The following is a 20070-nucleotide window of genomic DNA, read 5'->3' as shown; positions in this document are numbered from 1 at the left end:
CCGAGCGCGAAGGTCGTCACCAGTGCCGAACGGCGCTCACCAGAGTGCCGTGAACTGATGCAGCTACTACAGGAGGTCGACGCAGACCCATGCCGAACATCGTCGTACTGATCAAGCAGGTCCCCGATACCTGGTCCGAGCGCAAGCTGACCGACGGTGACTTCACGCTGGACCGCGAGGCTGCCGATGCAGTTCTCGACGAGATCAACGAGCGTGCAGTCGAGGAAGCGCTGCTGATCAAAGAAGCCCACGGCGGCGAGGTGACCGTGCTGACCGCCGGTCCCGATCGCGCCACCGACGCAATCCGCAAGGCTCTCTCGATGGGCGCAGACAAGGCGGTGCACGTCAACGATCCCGCACTGCACGGCTCCGACGCGGTACAGACCGCGTGGACGCTTGCCGGTGCACTCGGGCAGATCGAAGGCATCGAGCTGATCATCGCGGGCAACGAAGCAACCGACGGCCGGATCGGTGCGATCCCGGCCATCATCGCCGAGTACCTCGGCATCCCGCAGCTCACGCACCTCCGCAAGCTGGCAATCGACGGTGACACCATCACCGGCGAGCGCGAGACCGACGAAGGTGTGTTCAAGCTGGAAGCAACGCTTCCGGCGATCGTGAGCGTCAACGAGAAGATCAACGAGCCGCGCTTCCCGTCCTTCAAGGGCATCATGGCCGCGAAGAAGAAGGAAGTTCGCACCCTGACCCTGGCGGACATCGGCATCGATCCGGAGACGGTCGGCGTCGCGAACGCAGGTACCGCGGTCACGGCTTCCACGCCGAAGCCGCCGCGCACCGCAGGTGAGCGCATCGCGGACGAGGGTGAAGGCGGATCGCAGATCGCCAAGTACCTCGTGTCGAACAAGATCATCTGACGCACCCCACACGTAACCGAATTCCAGGAGAAGTAGCTATGGCAGAGGTTCTCGTGCTCATCGAGCACGCCGAAGGTGCCGTCAAGAAGGTCAGCACCGAACTCATCACCGCCGCCCGTGCACTGGGCGAGCCGTCCGCGGTCGTCACCGGCCCGGTCGGCACGGCGGACGCACTCGCCGAGGCACTTGCCGCGGCCGGTGCCGAGAAGATCTACGTCGCCGAAGGCGACAACATCACCAACTTCCTCGTCACCCCGAAGGTCGACGTTCTCGCGTCGCTCGTCGAGTCGGTGTCCCCGGCCGCCGTCATCACGGCAGCCAGCGCCGAAGGCAAAGAGGTCTCCGGACGTCTTGCCGCTCGTATCGGTTCGGGTCTGCTGTCCGACGTCGTCGAGGTCAAGGCGGACGGCAGCGCTGTCCACTCGATCTTCGGTGGCGCGTACACGGTCGACGCGAAGGCAACCGGGGACGTTCCAGTCATCTCGATCCGTCCGGGTGCCGTCGAGGCTGTGCCGCAGGCCGGCGCAGGCGAGAAGGTTGTCGTCGAGGTGCCCGCACAGGAAGACGGCGTCGTGAAGATCACGTCCGTCGATCCGATCGTCGGCGGCGACCGTCCCGAGCTCACCGAGGCGACGGTTGTCGTGTCCGGTGGCCGCGGTGTCGGTAGCGCGGACAAGTTCTCCGTCATCGAGGAGCTCGCCGATTCGCTCGGTGCAGCCGTCGGCGCTTCGCGCGCAGCGGTCGACTCGGGCTACTACCCGGGTCAGTTCCAGGTCGGTCAGACCGGTAAGACCGTTTCGCCGCAGCTCTACATCGCACTCGGCATCTCAGGCGCGATCCAGCACCGCGCAGGCATGCAGACGTCGAAGACGATCGTCGCCATCAACAAGGACGAAGAAGCTCCGATCTTCGAAATTGCGGACTACGGCATCGTCGGCGATCTGTTCAACGTTGCCCCGCAGCTGACCGAGGCAGTCAAGAAGCACAAGGGATAACACACCCGCTCACCGACCCCGACCACCTCACGGTGGCCGGGGTCGTTTGCGTTCACCTCTCTTGTTCGGCAATCAGGCTAGGTTGGTTTGCAGCAGTCGAATTCGACGAAGGGTCGCCATGACGCCGTTGCAGCAGTACGTCGCAGAAGAAATCGCCGTCGATCACGCAGACGGATTGATGTCGAGGCGGGAGGCGCTGCGGCGGCTCGGATTGCTCGGCGTCGGACTCACCGCAGCGACCGCGCTGCTCGCCGCGTGCTCGTCCGACAGCGACTCGAACACCGAAGCGTCAGCGACCTCTTCGCCCGACGGCTCTGCCGACGCCGCCCCGCCGGGACTCGATACCGCGCTACCGACCGAGGCCATCACCTTCGCAGGCCCGACGGCCGAGTTGCAGGCTGCGTGGGCAGCGGCAGCCGACCCGCGCGGCGCTGTGCTCGTCGTCCACGAGAACAAAGGCCTCACCGACCACATTCGTTCCGTAGCAGGCAGATTCGCAGGCGTGGGCTACTCGGCGCTCGCGATCGACATGCTGTCCGAGGAAGGGGGAACGGCAACATTTGCCGATCCCGCTGAAGCAACCGCAGCACTGACGAAGGCAACCCCGGAGCGGTTGGTCGCCGACATGAAGGCCGCGATCGACGAACTGCAGCGCCGGGTACCAGGCAAGAAGGTCGGCGCGATCGGCTTCTGCATGGGCGGCGCGCTCGTCTGGCGGCTCCTCGGGTCGGGGGAGCAGCGCCTGTCCGCAGCGGCACCGTTCTACGGTCCGATACCCGATGGATCGGATCTGACCGGCGCGAACGCCGCCGTGCTCGCGGTCTACGCCGACCTCGACGCCAGGGTGAATGCGAGCCGCGACGCCGCGACGGCAGCACTCGACAAGGCGGGTCTGACCAACGAGGTCGTAACCGTGGCCGGAGCAGACCACGCCTTCTTCAACGACACCGGCCAGCGGTACGACCCACAGGCAGCGGCACAAATCTGGCCGAAGGTGCTCGATTGGTTCGGAAGGTATTTGTAACTCTCGACCTCGCCTTCGCTCGGTCGGGGTTGCCGGGCCTTCAGGCGCGGCCTTCCCTCGTCGGCTCGCGCTTCGCGCATCGCTCCTCAGTCCAGGCCTCGCCGGCCCCGTAACTCTCGACCTCGCCTTCGCTCGGTCGGGGTTGCCGGGCCTTCAGGCGCGGCCTTCCCTCGTCGGCTCGCGCTTCGCGCATCGCTCCTCAGTCCAGGCCTCGCCGGCCCGGCAACCGTTCGTATCCGACTCGTGGGGAGTTCTCCCCATTTCCTGTAGCCGCCGGATCTCCCACTCTTTGAAGTACTGAGAAGAGTGCGAGAGGACCGGCAGGAACATGAGCAGAGCACAACAGCGATACATCGGAGTCTCGATCGCGGCCGGCGTTGCCGCGACCTCGGTGATCTTTCTCGTCGGCCTTCAAAAGGGTTCCGTCTCGGCACAGTCGGTCGAGATGGGCCGACTGGAACCCTTCTACAGCCAGCAACTCGACTGGGCGTCGTGTGCGAACCTCGGCTACGACGGCAAACTGATCGACGAGACGATCGACAACGTCGAGTGCACGAGAGTGACTGTCCCACTGGACTACTCGAAGCCCGACGGCAAGACCGCCCAGGTCGCCTTGTCGAGAGTGCTGGCAAGCGGGGACAAGATCGGCTCGCTGGTGATGAACCCCGGCGGACCCGGGGCATCCGGTCTGGACATGGTGACACTCGGCGACGGAACGCCTCTCGCCGAAAAGTTCGACCGAGTCGGCTTCGATCCGCGCGGCACAGGTTCGTCGCTGCCGGTCGTCCAGTGCTCGACTGCGGCCGAGTTCGACGCGGCTCGTCTGGAATTCGATCCCGACGTCACGCTGGAGGCAACAAACGACAAGATTCGCAAGGATGTGGCTCGCTGCGGTGAACTGTCCGGCCTCGATCTGCTGGCCAACGTCGGCACCCGGGACGTCGTTCGAGATCTGGACATCGTCCGGGCTGTGCTCGGCGACGACAAACTGACCTACCTCGGCGAGTCGTACGGCACCTCGATCGGGTCGCAGTACGCGGAGGCGTTCCCGGACCGCGTTCGAGCCATGGTTCTCGACGGGGCGGTCGACCCAACCAAGCCACTACTCGCAGGATTCGACGAGGGCTTTTCGACCGCGTTCGACGACTACGCGGCCGCATGCGCCACAAACGCCGACTGCCCACTGGGTACCGACCCCGCTGTCGCCCGCCAGGCTCTGGACGCATTGTTCGAGCCACTGATCACGAAGCCGGCCCGGACCTCCGACGGCCGCGGGCTGAGCTACACCGACGCCCAGCAGGGCTACGGGCTGTTTCTCTACAGCTCGGAGACGTGGGACGTGCTCACGCGGGCGTTGAAGCAGATCAGCAACGGCCGCGGCGACATCATGCTCGAGGCTGCGGACTTCGTCTACGCGCGTCGTCCCGACGGGACGTACGGCAATCGTCAGGAGATCATCCTCGCCGTGCGGTGCGTCGACTCGCCACCCGCGCCTGCGGCAGCGTCCGATGCGCCGATCGATCCCTGCGCGATCTGGCCGGTACCGCCGACGGGTGCGCCACACGAGATCACGGTGAAGGGCCTGCCCGAACTCGTTGTGGTCTCGACGACGAAGGATCCGGCGACGCCGCACGAGGGTGGCATCGAACTCGCCCGTCAGCTGGATGCGTCGTTGATCACCTACGAGGCCGAACAGCACGGTGTTGCGTTGCGCTACGGCGTCGATTGTGTCGACGAACCGGTGATCGACTATCTGACCGACCTGACCGCGCCCGCAGAGAACCTCGTATGTAGGTGATGCACGGCTCGTTCGCCGGGGGCGTTCGTCGATCGTCGGTTGCTCGTCAGCCACCTCGATGAACCCCCGGTGAACACGCGTACCTACTGCGACCTGCGTTAACCCAAGCTGCACCGACACGACACTCGAAAGATGCCGCGACGCATTTCTAGCTCGTTAGACATCGGGCATGACAACTTTGTCGGTTCTATCGCCACCCAGCCGGACCATCGGCGACACGACGTTGCGCCCGAGGTACTCCTTGGTCGTCACGTCGGATCGCGAGCATCGCTTGGCTGCGCAGCGATTGCGCTACGAGGTCTTCGCGACCGAACCCGGATTCAACATCCCCGACAATGCATTGGGCGTCGACGCCGATCGCTTCGACGAGCACTGCGATCATCTCCTCGTCCGCGACGAGATCTCCGGTGAGTTCGTCGGTTGCTACCGGATGTTGCCACCCGACGCCGCCAAGGCCGCAGGCGGTTATTACACGGCCACCGAGTTCGACCTGTCCGCGCTCGCGCCGCTGCGCCCGCAGGTCGTCGAGATGGGTCGCGCCTGCGTGCGTCCCGAACACCGCAACGGATCGGTGCTCAGCCTCATGTGGGCGGGCATCCTGCACTACATCCAGCTCACCGGTTACGAGTGGGTGATGGGCTGCGTCTCGGTCCCGATGCAGGAATCGGCAGACGAACCCGTAGGAGCCAATGTTCGCGGAGTGCGCGACATCCTGCTGAGCAAGCATGCGTCGCCGCACGTGGTACGTCCGTACAACCCGGTGATCGTCGACGGCCGGACGCTGGACGAGATCGCGGCGCCTGCCAAGACGAAGCTGCCGCCGCTGCTCAAGGGCTACCTGCGGCTCGGCGCGTCGGTCTGCGGCGAACCTGCCCACGACCCCGACTTCGCAGTTGCCGACTTCGTCGCACTCCTCGGGCTTCATCAGGTGAACCGCCGCTACCTCGATCGGCTGCAGCAGGCGGCTGCCAACCTCGAAGGTGGAGCTGGATGACCGTCGTCGAAGAATTGGCATTCGTCGAAACGCCGGAGACGACACAGCCGCAGCATTTCGCCCACGCATGGATGCCGGGCAGCCCGTGTGACGCGGCGTGCGTCGACACCGATTCGGTCGTCGTCGGTGACCTCGAGTTCGCAACGCGACTTGCAGGCGTCGCAACGGTGCTGCTGAGCTTCCCCGTCGTCAGCGTTGTGACGCCGACGGCGTTGAAGTCGACGATGCAACGGCGCTACGCACACGCACTGCTGCGCTGCTGCGGTATGCGGCTGCGGGTAATCGACGAGCGTGGAGACGCGTCGCCTGGCCGCATCTACGCGAGGCCCGACGAGGGTGTGCTGATCGTCAGCGGACACGTCGGGTGGACGGACATCATCGCCATTGCCGCCGTACAGCCCGTCAGCTTCGTCGCACGGGCAGATCTGATCGACTGGCCCGTTCTCGGCCTGCTTGCCAGGAAGATGCGCGTCGTCCCGATCGACCGGGCCAGGCTGCGGACCCTGCCCGACGTGATCCGGCAGATCGCCGACAGGATCACCGCTGGTGAACGCATCACCGCATTTCCGGAAGGCACCACCTGGTGCGGCCGCGCCTATGGCACGCTGCGGCCCGCGTTGTTCCAAGCCGCAATCGACACGAACACCGCTGTTCAACCGATCCGCCTGCAGTACCGCAACGAGGACGGGTCGTTGTCGACTACGCCGTCCTTCATCGGCGACGACTCGATGGTCGCGTCACTTCTACGCATGCTGCGTTCGCGCGGTATCACCGCCGAGATCGTCCTTGCACCTGTCGAGCACCCCGGAACGGATCGCCGTGATCTTGCGGCCCGGTGCGAGCGTGCGGTGCGAGGGCAGGTCGAACTCGATTTCGCCGCTCATGGAGTGCTCGAATCAGAAGAAGCACGCAACACGCACAAGACGCCTGTTCCGGCAGTCGAAACGGTCGCTGCAACGGCGCAGCCGGTCGCTCGTATCGCCTGAACGGGGCCGGGCGCCGGACGAGGTCAAACCGTCCGGCCGTCCGAGCTATCCTTGTTGGGTTATGAGTTCGGTCAGCAATGGCGTTGCCAGCGGCGCGTCCACCCCTGTTTACCTCGACCACGCGGCTACGACGCCGATGCTCCGTGTCGCGATCGAGGCGATGACCGCTGTCTTCCACACGTTCGGCAACGCGTCGTCGCTGCACGGTTCCGGTCGCGCGGCGCGCCGCCGGGTCGAAGAGGCACGCGAATCGATTGCGGCCAGCCTCGGCGCGCGGCCGTCGGAAGTCATCTTCACCTCGGGTGGCACCGAGAGCGACAACCTCGCGATCAAGGGCATCTTCTGGGCCCGCCGTGATGCCGATCCGCGTCGCGTCAGAATCTTTGCCAGCGCAGTCGAGCATCATGCGGTACTCGACGCAGTCGAATGGCTGGAGCAGCACGAGGGTGCTGTCGTGACCTGGCTGCCGGTCGACGAGAAGGGTTCGGTCGCCCCGGACACGCTACGTGCCGCTCTTGCCCTGCACGCGGACGAAGCCGCCTTGGTTTCGATCATGTGGGCAAACAACGAGGTCGGCACGATCATGCCGATCGAAGAGCTCGCGGCCATCGCGCGCGAGTTCGACGTGCCGATGCACAGCGACGCGATACAGGCTGCCGCACAGTTGCCGATCGACTTCGCCGCGAGCGGTCTGTCGGCCGCGAGCATCGCCGCGCACAAGTTCGGCGGACCGATGGGCGCGGGGGCACTGCTACTCGGACGTCAGGTGCCGTGTGTTCCGCTACTGCACGGCGGCGGTCACGAGCGCGATGTGCGCGCAGGTACACCCGACACGGCTGCGGTTGTGGGAATGGCCGCCGCGCTGCGAGAGACGGTCACCGACATCGATTCCCGCGCGGCCGAACTACGCGCGCTGCGCGACTATCTGGTCGACGAAATCCGGAGCATCGCACCCGATTCCGTGCTCAACGGTCCGATCGGCACCGACCGCCTGCCTGGCAACGCGCACTTCACCTTCCCAGGTTGTGAAGGTGATTCGCTGTTGATGCTGCTCGACGCCGCCGGGATCGAATGCTCGACCGGGTCGGCGTGTACGGCGGGCGTCGCCCGACCGAGCCATGTACTCATCGCAATGGGCGTCGACGCGGCGGATGCGCGCGGTTCGTTGCGATTCTCGCTTGGCCACAATTCGACTCGCGCCGACGTCGCCGCGCTGATTGCCGCACTGCCACAGATCGTGGAGCGCGCGAAAGCAGCCGGCCTTGCAGGTGCGGGTGCAAAGGGAGGGATTCGCTGATGCGAGTGCTCGCCGCCATGAGTGGTGGCGTCGATTCGGCAGTCGCGGCCGCACGTGCGGTCGCCGCCGGACACGACGTCGTCGGAGTACATCTAGCGTTGTCCGAGGCGCCGGGAACCCTGCGTACCGGATCCCGCGGATGCTGCTCGAAAGAGGACGCCGGTGACGCGCGTCGCGCCGCCGATGTGCTCGGAATTCCTTTCTACGTCTGGGATTTCGCCGAGCGCTTCAAGGACGACGTGATCGACGACTTCGTCGAGTCCTATGCCGCAGGTGAAACGCCCAACCCGTGCCTGCGCTGCAACGAGAAGATCAAGTTCTCCGCGCTTGCCGACCGGGCGATGGCGCTCGGCTTCGATGCCGTCGCCACCGGTCATTACGCCCGGCTGGAAGACGGTGTGCTTCGTCGAGCGGTCGACGCCGACAAGGATCAGTCCTACGTCCTTGCAGTCCTTACCGCAGAACAGCTTTCGCGAGCGATGTTCCCCATCGGTGACACCCCGAAGCCGCAGATCCGTGCCGAAGCCGCCGAACGTGGCCTAGCCGTTGCCGAAAAGCCCGACAGCCACGACATCTGCTTCATTCCGTCGGGCAACACCCGTGCGTTCCTCGGTGCGCGAATCGGGATCCGCCCCGGCAAGGTCGTCGATGCAGACTCCGGTGAGGTCCTCGCGGATCACGAAGGTGTGCACGGCTTCACGATCGGTCAGCGCAAGGGTCTCGGTGTGCAGGGACCGGCGGCCGACGGTCAGCCGCGGTACGTGACGTCCATCGAGCCCGATACCGGGACAGTGAAAGTCGGGTCCGCCGAGCGCCTACAGGTGTGGTCGATCGAGGCAAGCCGCGCAATTTGGACGTCCGGCGTCGCCCCCGAGGGTCCGATCGAGTGCGTCGTGCAGGTTCGTGCGCACGGTGGTTTGGCGGAGGCTGTCGCAGAAGCGGTTGGAGACTGCATCGAGGTACGTCTGCGCGAGCCGTTGACAGGTGTTGCGCGGGGTCAGGCGCTTGTGATGTACCGGCCCGACGCCGCTGGTGATCAGGTGTTGGGCAGCGGCACGATCTCGCGAACCAGCAACCAGCAGTGACGGATTCGTCCGGATCCGTGCCGTTGGGAGGCATTGCCACCGGTATCGGCTCGTGGCCGGGCACGGACCCACGCGAGGCCGCAACGATCGTCGTCGGCGAACTCGGCGATCTGCCGCACATCGTCGAACTGCCTGCGCGAGGTGTAGGCGCGGACATGATCGGCCGTGCGGGTGCGCTGTTGATCGATCTGCATTTCGACACGACGACCCGCGGCTACCGGCTGACCCCGCGGCAAGGTAACGCAGCGCGGCGGTCGTCGGTGTTTCTGCGTGACGACCTCGACGCGCTCGAAGAGGCATGGGGCACAGCTGGTTTCAATGGCCTCGGCAAGACGGTCAAGGTGCAGACGTGTGGACCACTGACGCTCGCCGCCGAGGTCGAGCTTGCCAACGGGCATCGCGTCATCACCGATTCCGGTGCGCTACGTGACTTTTCGGAATCCCTCGCCGAGGGACTGTCCCAACATGTCGCCGAAGTCGCGCGCCGGCTGGACGCGAAGGTGCTCGTGCAGATCGACGAGCCGCTGCTGTCGGACGTTCTCAACGGTTCGCTGCGCGGTGTGACGAGCATGGACAGTATCGGAGCGATGCCAGCACCCGATGCGCTGAACTTCCTCGACACGGTGATCGATGCGGCGAACGCGCCTGTGCTCGTGCACAACTGCGCGAGTTCGCCGCCGCTCGAACTGTTGCGACGTAGTCACGCGTCCTATGTCGGAATCGATGTGGCGCAGCTCGAACCTGCCGATCTGGACGGTATCGGTGAGTTGCTGGAGGCGGGCAAGGGCGTCGCGCTCGGTCTCGTTCCGTCGACGGATGCTCCTGCGGTTCGCAAGTGGCGCGACCTCGCCGAACCCGCGTTGCAACTCGTCGACCGGTTGGGTTTCCCGCGAGCGACGTTGGGATCGAAGGTCATCGTCACCCCTTCGTGCGGGTTGGCCGGTGCGTCCGATGCGTGGGCACGAAAAGCGTTGCGGTTGAGCACGGAAGTTGCGCGGGCATTCGCCGAGGAGCCGGAATCTTTGTAAGCGGGCGAGTTGTAGCAGAGGAGTAGTCGTGGACCGTGGCGATATCGAACAGCGGTTGGCGCCCTGGGAGGATGCTCTGGGCCCTGATCGAGCGGCGTACACGAATCACGTTCTGCGCGTGCTGGAATTCTGCGATGCACTCCATCTTCATGGTGGCGGGTCCGTAGAGACCAGGCCAAGCGACCGTGAGGAGTTCGTCGTTGCAGCGGTGTTCCACGATCTGGGAATCTGGAGTGACGGTACCTTCGACTACCTCGCACCGTCGATCGAGCGGGCGCGCGCCGACCTCGCTGCCACAGGGCACAAGAGCATCGAGCCGATGGTGAGCGAGATGATCGACGAGCACCACAAAGTGCGTGCCGCGGGGGAGGCGAGTTCTCCGGTCGAGATTTTCAGGCGCGCCGACACCATCGACGTGACGTTCGGTCTTCGTCGGTTCGGCTTGCCGCGTAGCGAGTATCGAAGGATCGCCGAGCAATACCCCGACGCGGGCTTCCATCTGCGCTTGGTCCAACTGTCCGGGAGAAGGCTGGTGACCAAACCGTTGTCACCCCTGCCGATGTTCAAATGGTGACGATGCGGCTCCGCCGCTCGTGATGCTCCTATGATTCGTCAACCCCGTTTTTGGGGTTGAGGACTTGGTAGATTTCGCGGGCGACGTAGCGTTTGAGGCAGCGCATGATCTCCTTTTTCGACTTGTTTTCCGCGGATCTGCGTTCGACATAGGCCTTGGTGCGAGGGTCGTGTTTGAGACGGCTGAGCACGATGGTGTGCAGTGCCCGGTTGCCTTGGCGATCCCCACCACGGTTGAGTCGATGCCGTTTGGTTTTGCCCGAGGACGCCAACATCGGGGCAACACCGCACAACCGCGCCAGGCTGGTTTCGGCGTGGATCCGGTCCCGGTTTTCGCCGACGGTGACCAGTAGTTGCGATGCAGTTTCGACCCCGACCCCGACCAACGCCAGCAGCTCCGGTGCCGCACGGCGAGTCAGCATCTTCAGATCGCGTTCGTGCTCTTTGATCTCGGCGGTGAGATCGACGATGCGTTTCGCGGTCCGACGCAGCGTTGTTTTGTTGGCGGCCAGCACACCGCCGGTGGTGATCGGGTCGGGCCGAAACCCGACGCAGGTACGGATCAGTTTCGCTTTGGTCAGGCCGCGGAGCTGGGTGCGCAACAAGTCCGGGCAGGTGACGATGACGGATTTGAGTTGCGTCATCGCCTCGGCACGGGACTTCACTGCACTGGCACGGGCGTTGTGCAGCAACCGAATTGACTCGACATCGCCGTCGCGGTCTTTCGGGATCGTCGTCGCCCGACCTGAATGCACCGCTGCGGCGGCGGCGTAGGCATCGAGGGGGTCGGACTTACCGAGACGGCGCCGGGATTGGCGGTCGGGGTGATCGACCTCCACAACGGTGACCCCGGCCTGGTGCAGATGCCGGGTCAGGCCGGCGCCGTAGCCGCCGGTGCCTTCGACACCGGCTGCGGTGACGACGCCGTGGCGGGCAGCCCAGGCGAGTAACTCGGTGCAGCCGGCGGCGTCGGTGCCGAACTCGTGATCGGTGAGGCGGCGCCCGTGCACGTCGACGAGTGCGGCGTGGTGGGTGTCTTTGTGGGTGTCGACGCCGAGGAACAGCGCGAGGCTGACATCGGCGGGAATTTCGGTCATGCTGGTCATCGGTCAACCCTTCGATCGGTGGGCCACGCACCGGCCGGAAGGACGGACAACTCAGTGACGGGACTTGGTTGCGTCAGGCTCCTATTAGGTCACTACCGTCCGACCGGTCGCGTGTGAAAATTTGTCGCCGATACGAGGTCGACACATCACGAGCAAGACAATCCACGGATGTCAGAGTCCTTTAGGGTCAGGCCCCGCATCGACGACCCATCAAGTATCACTGAGTCCTTTTGGTGGTCAGGCCCTCCGAAAAGACTCACGAGCGGCGTAGCCGCCTATGTCCTGCGATAACCTGCGTCGGTGACCGAGAACGTCGACGACGCCACTCCCGATTCGCCTCCCGCTGGTGACGCAACCGCGCCCGCGGCCGCCTCCGCGCAGGAGCGCGAGGAATGGCAGACGTTGGCCGACGAGGTCGCGAGCATCAGTTTCGGTACTACGTACGCGACTCGCCGATCGTCACCGATGGTGAGTTCGACGTACTCCTCAACAAGCTGATCGCACTCGAGGACGCCCGTCCCGACCTTCGGACGCCCGATTCGCCGACCCAGCTGGTCGGCGGCGGGTTCGCGACCGAATTCACCGCGGTAGACCATCTCGAACGAATGTTGAGTCTCGACAACGTATTCGACGAAGACTCGATGCGGACCTGGGTCAGGAAGGTCGAAGCTGATGCCGGAACCGATCTGCACTACCTGTGCGAGGTCAAGATCGACGGCGTTGCTCTGAATCTGGTCTACGAGCAGGGCAAGCTCGTCCGCGCGGCGACCCGCGGTGACGGTCGGACCGGCGAGGACGTGACCCTGAATGCGCGGACGATCAAGGAGATCCCGCATCAGCTCACGGGCACCGACGACTATCCGGTCCCAAGGCTGCTCGAAGTGCGTGGCGAGGTCTACTTCCGGGTCGAGGATTTCGACGAGCTCAACGCATCGATCGTCGCCGAAGGTAAACCGCCGTACGCGAATCCACGAAATACCGCTGCCGGGTCGTTGCGTCAGAAGAACCCTGCGGTAACAGCCAAACGCAAGTTGGGCATGATCTGCCACGGCCTCGGCCGATCCGAAGGTTTCTCGCCGACATCCCTGTACGACGCCTATGTCGCGCTCGCAGGCTGGGGTCTGCCTGTGTCGACTCACACGACGCGGGTCCAGGGTGCCGACGCCGTCGTCGACAAGGTCGCGTACTGGGGCGAGCATCGTCACGACGTCGAGCACGAGATCGACGGGCTCGTCGTCAAGGTCGACGAGGTCGCGTTGCAACGCCGCCTCGGAACCACGTCGCGGGCCCCGAGATGGGCGATCGCCTACAAGTACCCGCCCGAGGAAGTAACGACGAGGCTTCTCGATATCCTCGTCGGTGTCGGCCGGACCGGACGTGTGACGCCTTATGCGGCAGTCGAACCCGTCACGGTGGCTGGATCGACGGTGTCACGCGCGACGCTCCACAACGGGTCGGAGGTCAAGCGAAAAGGCGTGCTCATCGGAGACACGATCACCATCCGCAAGGCCGGTGACGTCATCCCCGAGGTTCTCGGACCTGTCGTCGATATGCGTACCGGCGACGAACGTGAATTCGTCATGCCGACCGAATGTCCCGAGTGCGGAACCACACTCGCGTTCGAGAAGGAAGGCGACGCCGACATTCGTTGCCCCAACGCGCAGACCTGCCCCGCGCAACTACGCGAGCGTGTCTTCCATGTAGCCGGCCGCGGCGCGTTCGACATCGAAGCGCTCGGCTACGAAGCCGCGGTCGATCTGCTCGAGAGCGACGTGATCGTCGACGAAGGTGATCTGTTCACGCTGACCGCCGACGACCTACTCCGGACGACGCTGTTCACCACGAAAGCGGGCGAGCTGTCCGCGAACGGCAAACGGTTGCTCGACAACCTGGACGCAGCCAAGGATCGACCGCTGTGGCGGGTTCTCGTCGCCTTGTCGATTCGCCACGTCGGACCGACTGCCGCGCGGGCATTGGCAGCGCACTTCGGCAGTCTCGAGCGGATCATGTCGGCTTCGACCGAAGAACTCGCCGCGGCCGAGGGGGTCGGTCCGACCATCGCGGTGTCGGCCACCGAATGGTTCACCGTCGACTGGCACCGCGACATCGTCGAAAAATGGAAAGCCGCTGGCGTGCGCATGGAAGACGAACGCGACGCCTCGATCGAGCGGAATCTCGAAGGTATGTCGATCGTCGTCACCGGGTCGCTGGAAAGCTTCTCCCGCGACGAAGCAAAAGAGGCGATCCTCGTTCGCGGTGGCAAGGCCGCTGGTTCGGTGTCGAAGAAGACCTCCTACGTTGTCGTCGGCGATTCCCCCGGCTCGAAAGCGGACAAGGCCGAATCCCTCGGAGTGCAGGTGCTCGACGAAGACGGCTTCCGGAAGTTGCTCGAAGGCGGTCCAGCCGCGCTAGCGCCGCCCGATTCCGATTGACTGCTTGACCTCAACAGCGCTTCAGGTTTCACGATGGACCTTGTTACCGAAACAAGGGAGATTCGATGTCGGAAACCAAGATTGCGCTCGTAACGGGCGCATCCGCAGGATTGGGTAGGGCGCTCACCGAAGCACTGGTCGTCGACGGCTGGGATGTCATCGCGACGGCGCGCGGAAGTGATCGGCTGGACCGACTGCGGCAGGAACTGGGTCCTGCCGTGCAACCGGTCCACGGTGACGTGTCCGATCCGGAACATCGCACGCGCATTGCCGACGTGCTGAAGACACGCGCCCGCCTCGACCTCATGGTCAACAATGCAAGCGAACTCGGGCCCTCGCCGCTGCCGAGGCTGCGGCGCTATCCACTCGACGAACTTGCTCGCATCTTCGCGACCAATGTGATTGCCCCACTGGCGATTCTGCAGACAGCGCTGCCCTATCTGCGCGCGTCGAACGGTGTCGCGATCAATATCAGCTCCGACGCGGCGGTCGCCGCCTACGAGGGGTGGGGCGGTTACGGATCGTCGAAGGCCGCCCTAGATCACGTAACGGCGATCCTCGCAGTCGAGAACTCCGACCTGAGGATCTACGCATTCGATCCCGGCGACATGCGAACGCAGATGCACCAAGCCGCGTTTCCTGGCGAAGATATTTCGGATCGGCCGGAGCCGGCCACGGTCGTCCCGGCGCTGCTTCGGCTCGTCGCCGAACGACCGTCGAGCGGCCGCTACACAACCGCCGAGTGGCTGGCGGGTGCGGCTCGATGACAGTCACCGTGCACGAACCGACGTTTGCGCTACCGCCGGACCGTGAGGCGAGCGGACCACCCGAATCGCGCGGCTTGGCGCGAGACGACGTCGCGCTGCTCGTTTCCGATCGAAACACGATCACCCACGCGCGCTTTCACGAGCTGGGAACATTCCTGGTGCCCGGAGACCTTGTCGTCGTCAACAATTCGGCGACGCTCTCTGCGGCGGTCGACGCACGACTCGGCACCCGGGACGTGGTCCTACACTTTTCGACCTGGCTGGACGACAATGATTCCCCTCGCTCCGCTCGACCGGCTATCGATTCCCCTCGCTCCGCTCGACCGGACCGCAGTTGGGTCGTCGAAATCCGTTCACCGGATCGAACTCCGGCGAGCGGCACCGATATCGGATCGGGCGCCCGCCTGCTCGGTCCCGGTGGCTTGGTCGTCACGCTCCGCAGACCATGGCTCGACGGTTCCGACCGACTCTGGGTCGCCGACATAGCCGGCACCGATTCCGTCGTCGACTATCTGGCGCGCTGGGGCAGGCCGATCACCTACGCGTACCTGCGTGACCGCTGGTCGGCGTCTTACTACCGGACCGCGTTCGGCCTCTTTCCTGGCAGCGCCGAGATGCCAAGCGCTGCAAGACCGTTCACCGACCGACTGGTCACCGAGCTTGCCTCGTCGGGTATTTCTTTCGCGCCCATCACATTGCATACCGGCGTCTCGTCACCCGAGGCAGGAGAGCCGCCGAGCCCGGAGCGGTTTGCCGTCTCTGCTGCGACCGCGCGCATTGTGAACGAGACTCGCGCGTCCGGCGGTCGGGTCGTTGCTGTTGGCACGACGGTGACGCGAGCACTGGAAAGCGTCGTCGATTCCGACGGCCGTGCGAATGCGGCCGCGGGATGGACCGATCTTGTTCTGGCACAGGATCGGCCGACCCGGCTGGTGGACGGCCTCATCACCGGATGGCATGCGCCGGGTGCGTCGCATCTGAATTTGCTCGAGGCCGTGGTCGGTGTCGAATCGGTACGGCGAGCCTATGATTCGGCGCTGGCAGGGGACTACCTGTGGCACGAATTCGGCGACAGCGCGTTACTGCTGCGAAGCTGAACGGCCGTCCTACTTCTTGACTCGCTGCGCGGCTGGATGCCAGTCGTGGGTCGCGTCGAAGACATCGAGCGCCATCGTGCCGAATGCAAGTACCAGGATCGGTACTGCGCCCAGTGCGACTGTCATGTAGCCGATCATTGTTCTTCCCTTGTCTCGAAGTCTTGTATGCAGTGCATCGCTCGCCGAGACGATTTCGTAACGCTTTATCCGATTCGATTTCGAACAACGTCGGATAGTTGTTGGGCAACGTCGTGTAGGGGAGTGACGTCGCGGGTGGCGCGATCGGGCAACTGTCCGCCCAGCCGCTCGCCTCGAGCACCGCACCTGCGAGCGTGCCCCATGCAGCTGTCATATTGTCGAGCCGACGAAGGGCAGAGATGAAGCGTCTACTTCTCGAAGGAACAGCGCATGTGACGTGGGAAGACGTCGCCGAGCCGCAGCTCGGCGGTCCGCAGACGGCGCTTGTGCGTCCGATTGCGGTCGCGACCTGCGACCTCGACGTCTTTGTGCTCAGAGGTGCCTACCCGCTCCCCGGGCCGTACCCGTTCGGCCACGAGGCCGTGGCAGAGGTCGTCGCCGTCGGCGACGAGGTCACCGCTGTATCGCCGGGTGATCGAGTGATCGTGCCGTTCCAAATATCGTGCGGAACCTGCGGGCCGTGCCTGCGCGGGCGAACTGGTAACTGCCGCAGTCATCCACGCATGTCGACCTACGGCCTCGGCACGATGGGCGGACTCGAATGGGGTGGCCTGCTCACCGATCTCGCTCTGGTTCCACACGCCGACGCGATGCTTGTGCCGTTGCCGCCAGGAATCGATCCGGCGATGGTGGCGAGTGCAAGTGACAACATTCCGGACGCGTGGCGGACCGTCGGACCTCAGCTGGCAGCCGAGCCGGGTGCGGAGGTGCTCGTCGTCGGCGGTGCCGCCGGACCCGCGTCGATCGGCTTGTACGCAGCGGGAATAGCGGTCGCCCTCGGGGCGGCTCGGGTCGTCTACCTCGATGACAACGACGAACGACTCGGCATCGCTGCCGCTCTCGGCGCCGAGCCGATGCAGGGACCCTATCCGCGCAAGGCGGGGGAGTTTCCGATCACCGTCGACGCGAGCGGCGCCGAGGCGGGATTACGTTGCGCGTTGAACAGCACAGCAGGCGACGGAACCTGCACGAGTCCGTCGCTGTACCTGTCGGATCCTGCGATGCCGCTGCTTGCGATGTATTCGCGGTGCTGCACGTTCCACACCGGACGTGCGCATGTTCGGCCGGCGATTCCACAGGTACTCGCTCTGGTCGAAGCCGGTTTCGATCCGTCGATCGTGACGTCGCAGGTCGTGCCGTGGGACAGCGCGGCGGAGGCACTCGAAGCGCCACCGATGAAACTTGTGGTCACGCGCTAGTCGACTCGCCGACCGCCCAGCGCTTCGCGATTGCGACAGCTTCGCGTCGGGTCGACACATTCAACTTCGCGAGAATGGCGGAGACGTGATGGTCCACCGTCCGAACGGAAAGCGTCAACCGTGACGCTATTTCAGTGTTGGTGAGCCCGTCGCGTAACTGGTCGAGCACCTCGACCTGCCGCTGCGTCAGGCCGGCGCGGTTGGTCGTCGTCGTCGGGCGTGGACCGTGGGGGAGGCGGTGGACACCCAAGTTGCGCAACCGTTTTCGTACGATATCTGCCGCGGCATCGGCGCCGAGTTGGACGAGTTTCTGCCATGCGGCCATCGTCGGGCCGACCTCACCGGAGTCGGCGAGTTCCAGGGCTTCCTCGTACGGATCGCCGATTCGGGCCCACTGCTCCGCGGCGTTGCGCCACTCGCCACGCAGACCGGCGGCCCATGGCTCCGGGCAGCCGTCGAACACCTCGGCCCGATGCCCGGCGCGTTGGGAATACCGAAGCAGCTCGCCGTACAGACCTGCGACGACGGGATGGGCAGAGTTTGCGGACCAGGTCGACGCCAATGCTGCAGACTGTTCCGAATGTCCTGTGAGCCAGGTCGATTCGACGAATGCCAAACCCGAGTACGCCAAGCCGAGTAGCCATTTGCCCGCGATAGCGCGGGTGAAGGTGTCGGTGACCATTTCGGCCGCACCCGCTGCGCCTCGACGTGTTCTGATTCGTGCAAGGTTCGCGCGGGCGAGCAGATCGAACATGCCGACGTCGGCAGATTCCAGCGCCTCCTGCAACCCTCGCTCGGCTGCCTCCCACTCGCCGCGACGCATCAGGTGTTGGCACCGCAGAATATCCAGCCGAACCGAGTACACACCGAGGTCGTGGTCGAAGGTGAACGCCGCCCCTTCGGCGAGGCACTCCTCCAGATCGTCGAGTTGACCGAAGCGCAGCAGCAACTCGGCGAGGATGGTGTAGCCGCGGCCGGCGCCTTCGTGGGCGCCGTGGCGGATTGCATCCGCAATTCCGATGCGCAGCATGGCAATTCGATCAGGAGGGTCGAGCACCGGATTGCACAGCGCGAGATAGATGGTGCACAACGCAACGAGGTCTCCTCGCTGTGCCTCCTGCGCCAGCGTCAGGGCTTCTTCGAGTACGGGTGCAGCAGGTCCGAGGGCTTCGGCCGTGAGCAGCAGCGTGCCGCGATAGGTGGCGGCGTAGGCCCGCGACGACGGCGTGCCCGATCGCCCGAGAACGGCGACAGCCTCCTCGATCGCCGCGTTCGCACCCTCGGGATCGCCGGCAAGCAACAGCTGATGCGACAGGGCGACCAGCGTCTCGCCCGCTGCTTCCTCCGCACCGCTGTCGCGATGCAGGGCAACCGCCCGCCGCGATGCGGCCACAGCGTCGGCGATGCGGTGGGCGTTGTACAGCTCCCAGGAATATTCCCCTTGCACCACAGCGTGTTCGGCGGGATCGAGTAGGCCTGTCGCGAGTGCGGCCTCGTAGTGAACGAGGGCTTGCCGGTGCGCACCCGCAGCCGCCGCATCGCGACCTGCCGTGGGTGCGAAGCGTACGACGGTGTCGTTGTCGCCTGCGCTCGTTGCATGGTGGACGACGCGAGCGATGTCGATCGGCGGGTCTGCGAGCAAAGCCTCGGTCATCGCACGGTGGGCAGCGCGACGGGCGATGGCAGATACGCCGTCTTCGATTGCGCGACGGGTCAATTCGTGCCGAAACGCAATTCCGGTCGACGTCGTCTCCAGAATCCGTCGTTCCTCTGCTTCGCCGAGCACATCGAGCGGACCGCCCAACAGTGTTTCCGCCAAAGAGAATTCGATGGTTCCGGTTGCGACGCAGATTTTTTCGAGTGCCGCGCGGCAGGACGGTTGCAGCCGGTGTACCCGCGCCAGGACTGTCGCGGCGACAGTGGGTGAGACGTCTTCCGGTGCCGCCGCAAGTGCTTCGACGACGTAGAAGGGGTTGCCGCCGGTGGTCGAATGCAGGGCAGCGACGTCGCGTCCGTCGGCACCGACCAACTCGGCGACCGCAGCTTCGGACAACGGCTCCAAGCGGATTCGCGTCGGGGACGACGAGGCGACGATGCCGAGCAAGCGGCGTAGGGGATGGGCGATCGGAAGTTCGTCGTCACGAAACGTCAGTACGAGCAGGCCGGACGATCCTTCGATGCGCCGTGACAGGTGACCGAGTAGGTCGAGCGTCGCGTCGTCGGCCCAATGCAGATCTTCGACGACGAGAACGGTCGGTGAGGGGCCTGCGAACTCCGCGACGGCGGCCGTCATGGCCGACTCGGTGGAACCCTCAGTCAATGCGTGTTCGAGTCGCCCATCGGTTCCGGACACCGCATCGCGGAGCGCGCCGAGGGTCCGCGGCGCGAGCAGGTCGTCGCACGACCCGATCAGTACCCTTGGCCCGCTGGACAACTCACCGGTGAACGCTCGGACCAGCGTCGTCTTGCCGATGCCTGCCTCGCCGCTGATGAGCACAATTCCGCCGCGCCCCGCCACAGCGTCGCCGACAGCTGCTACCAGGCTCGCGAGCGGCGCCTCGCGCTCGAGCGGCACCGTGGTGGTCATGCCGTCACCCCGAGGCAACGATTCGCACC

At 65.0% G+C, this 20070-nt stretch carries 15 protein-coding genes and 1 pseudogene; 14 read left to right on the top strand and 2 right to left on the bottom strand.

Going from position 1 to position 20070, the window contains the following annotated elements; all coding sequences use genetic code 11:
- The first annotated feature begins 89 nt into the window (after positions 1-89).
- The 10 genes from ACHIRB_RS25890 to ACHIRB_RS25845 all read left to right on the top strand — a co-directional run bounded on the left by ACHIRB_RS25890 (position 90) and on the right by ACHIRB_RS25845 (position 10656).
- Positions 90-875: an electron transfer flavoprotein subunit beta/FixA family protein gene (locus tag ACHIRB_RS25890; RefSeq protein WP_199702915.1), complete on the top strand. Its 786-nt coding sequence runs from the start codon at positions 90-92 to the stop codon at positions 873-875.
- Between the two features lie 38 nt (positions 876-913).
- Positions 914-1870, top strand: coding sequence for an electron transfer flavoprotein subunit alpha/FixB family protein (locus ACHIRB_RS25885; RefSeq protein ID WP_395115386.1), 957 nt, complete (start codon positions 914-916; stop codon positions 1868-1870).
- A gap of 118 nt (positions 1871-1988) precedes the next feature.
- The gene (locus ACHIRB_RS25880; protein WP_395124215.1) at positions 1989-2894 is read left to right on the top strand and encodes a dienelactone hydrolase family protein; all 906 of its coding nucleotides are present in this window, start codon (positions 1989-1991) and stop codon (positions 2892-2894) included.
- Positions 2895-3222: 328 nt separating this feature from the next.
- Positions 3223-4692 carry an alpha/beta hydrolase gene (locus ACHIRB_RS25875; protein WP_395124216.1) on the top strand — a complete coding sequence of 490 codons (1470 nt, stop codon included), beginning with the start codon at positions 3223-3225 and terminating at the stop codon, positions 4690-4692.
- Positions 4693-4861: 169 nt separating this feature from the next.
- Complete coding sequence (locus tag ACHIRB_RS25870; RefSeq protein ID WP_199702911.1) at positions 4862-5686, top strand: GNAT family N-acetyltransferase; 825 nt, start codon at positions 4862-4864, stop codon at positions 5684-5686.
- Positions 5683-6672: a lysophospholipid acyltransferase family protein gene (locus ACHIRB_RS25865; protein ID WP_395124217.1), complete on the top strand. Its 990-nt coding sequence runs from the start codon at positions 5683-5685 to the stop codon at positions 6670-6672. Before ACHIRB_RS25870 ends, ACHIRB_RS25865 begins: the two co-directional genes overlap by 4 nt.
- Before the next feature lie 61 nt (positions 6673-6733).
- Entirely contained in the window at positions 6734-7969 is a 1236-nt protein-coding gene (locus tag ACHIRB_RS25860; protein ID WP_395124218.1) for a cysteine desulfurase family protein, read from the top strand.
- Positions 7969-9054, top strand: coding sequence for a tRNA 2-thiouridine(34) synthase MnmA (mnmA, locus tag ACHIRB_RS25855; RefSeq protein ID WP_395124219.1), 1086 nt, complete (start codon positions 7969-7971; stop codon positions 9052-9054). The genes ACHIRB_RS25860 and mnmA overlap by 1 nt, the downstream gene beginning before the upstream one ends.
- Positions 9051-10082 (top strand): methionine synthase, encoded by a 1032-nt coding sequence (locus tag ACHIRB_RS25850; protein WP_395124220.1) that lies wholly within the window; start codon positions 9051-9053, stop codon positions 10080-10082. Before mnmA ends, ACHIRB_RS25850 begins: the two co-directional genes overlap by 4 nt.
- 28 nt (positions 10083-10110) lie before the next feature.
- Positions 10111-10656 (top strand): HD domain-containing protein, encoded by a 546-nt coding sequence (locus ACHIRB_RS25845; protein WP_395124221.1) that lies wholly within the window; start codon positions 10111-10113, stop codon positions 10654-10656.
- A gap of 28 nt (positions 10657-10684) precedes the next feature.
- Here ACHIRB_RS25845 and ACHIRB_RS25840 read toward each other — a convergent pair whose 3' ends face one another.
- Positions 10685-11752: an IS110 family RNA-guided transposase gene (locus ACHIRB_RS25840; protein ID WP_465254672.1), complete on the bottom strand. Its 1068-nt coding sequence runs from the start codon at positions 11750-11752 to the stop codon at positions 10685-10687.
- Positions 11753-12163: 411 nt separating this feature from the next.
- On the opposite strand from ACHIRB_RS25840, the pseudogene ligA reads away from it, so the two are divergent.
- The 4 genes and pseudogenes from ligA (at position 12164) to ACHIRB_RS25820 (ending at position 17454) form a co-directional block, all read left to right on the top strand.
- Positions 12164-14193 (top strand): annotated as a pseudogene (ligA, locus tag ACHIRB_RS25835) (NAD-dependent DNA ligase LigA).
- A gap of 65 nt (positions 14194-14258) precedes the next feature.
- A complete protein-coding gene (locus ACHIRB_RS25830; protein ID WP_395124223.1) occupies positions 14259-14960 on the top strand; it encodes an SDR family NAD(P)-dependent oxidoreductase in 702 nt (233 codons plus the stop codon).
- Complete coding sequence (locus ACHIRB_RS25825; protein ID WP_395124224.1) at positions 14957-16057, top strand: S-adenosylmethionine:tRNA ribosyltransferase-isomerase; 1101 nt, start codon at positions 14957-14959, stop codon at positions 16055-16057. The genes ACHIRB_RS25830 and ACHIRB_RS25825 overlap by 4 nt, the downstream gene beginning before the upstream one ends.
- A 377-nt stretch (positions 16058-16434) precedes the next feature.
- Positions 16435-17454 carry a zinc-dependent alcohol dehydrogenase gene (locus ACHIRB_RS25820; RefSeq protein WP_395127791.1) on the top strand — a complete coding sequence of 340 codons (1020 nt, stop codon included), beginning with the start codon at positions 16435-16437 and terminating at the stop codon, positions 17452-17454.
- Here the strand turns inward: ACHIRB_RS25820 and ACHIRB_RS25815 are convergent.
- A complete protein-coding gene (locus tag ACHIRB_RS25815) occupies positions 17444-20041 on the bottom strand; it encodes an ATP-binding protein (protein ID WP_395124226.1) in 2598 nt (865 codons plus the stop codon). The genes ACHIRB_RS25820 and ACHIRB_RS25815 overlap by 11 nt on opposite strands.
- Positions 20042-20070 lie beyond the last annotated feature (29 nt).

This window comes from Antrihabitans spumae (genome assembly GCF_043944905.1).
GTDB lineage: Bacteria > Actinomycetota > Actinomycetes > Mycobacteriales > Mycobacteriaceae > Antrihabitans > Antrihabitans spumae.
The sequence above is the reverse complement of the archived record's forward strand: the minus strand, read 5'-3'. Positions and strand labels throughout refer to the sequence as shown.

Excerpts from the sequence above, each read along its gene's own strand:
- ACHIRB_RS25825 (WP_395124224.1), top strand. The coding sequence starts at position 14,957 with ATGACAGTCACCGTGCACGAACCGACGTTTGCGCTACCGCCGGACCGT.
- ACHIRB_RS25890 (WP_199702915.1), top strand. The coding sequence starts at position 90 with ATGCCGAACATCGTCGTACTGATCAAGCAGGTCCCCGATACCTGGTCC.
- ACHIRB_RS25885 (WP_395115386.1), top strand. The coding sequence starts at position 914 with ATGGCAGAGGTTCTCGTGCTCATCGAGCACGCCGAAGGTGCCGTCAAG.
- ACHIRB_RS25840 (WP_465254672.1), bottom strand. The coding sequence starts at position 11,752 with ATGACCGAAATTCCCGCCGATGTCAGCCTCGCGCTGTTCCTCGGCGTC.
- ACHIRB_RS25865 (WP_395124217.1), top strand. The coding sequence starts at position 5,683 with ATGACCGTCGTCGAAGAATTGGCATTCGTCGAAACGCCGGAGACGACA.
- ACHIRB_RS25875 (WP_395124216.1), top strand. The coding sequence starts at position 3,223 with ATGAGCAGAGCACAACAGCGATACATCGGAGTCTCGATCGCGGCCGGC.
- ACHIRB_RS25870 (WP_199702911.1), top strand. The coding sequence starts at position 4,862 with ATGACAACTTTGTCGGTTCTATCGCCACCCAGCCGGACCATCGGCGAC.
- mnmA (WP_395124219.1), top strand. The coding sequence starts at position 7,969 with ATGCGAGTGCTCGCCGCCATGAGTGGTGGCGTCGATTCGGCAGTCGCG.
- ACHIRB_RS25815 (WP_395124226.1), bottom strand. The coding sequence starts at position 20,041 with ATGACCACCACGGTGCCGCTCGAGCGCGAGGCGCCGCTCGCGAGCCTG.
- ACHIRB_RS25880 (WP_395124215.1), top strand. The coding sequence starts at position 1,989 with ATGACGCCGTTGCAGCAGTACGTCGCAGAAGAAATCGCCGTCGATCAC.
- ACHIRB_RS25860 (WP_395124218.1), top strand. The coding sequence starts at position 6,734 with ATGAGTTCGGTCAGCAATGGCGTTGCCAGCGGCGCGTCCACCCCTGTT.
- ACHIRB_RS25820 (WP_395127791.1), top strand. The coding sequence starts at position 16,435 with ATGAAGCGTCTACTTCTCGAAGGAACAGCGCATGTGACGTGGGAAGAC.
- ACHIRB_RS25830 (WP_395124223.1), top strand. The coding sequence starts at position 14,259 with ATGTCGGAAACCAAGATTGCGCTCGTAACGGGCGCATCCGCAGGATTG.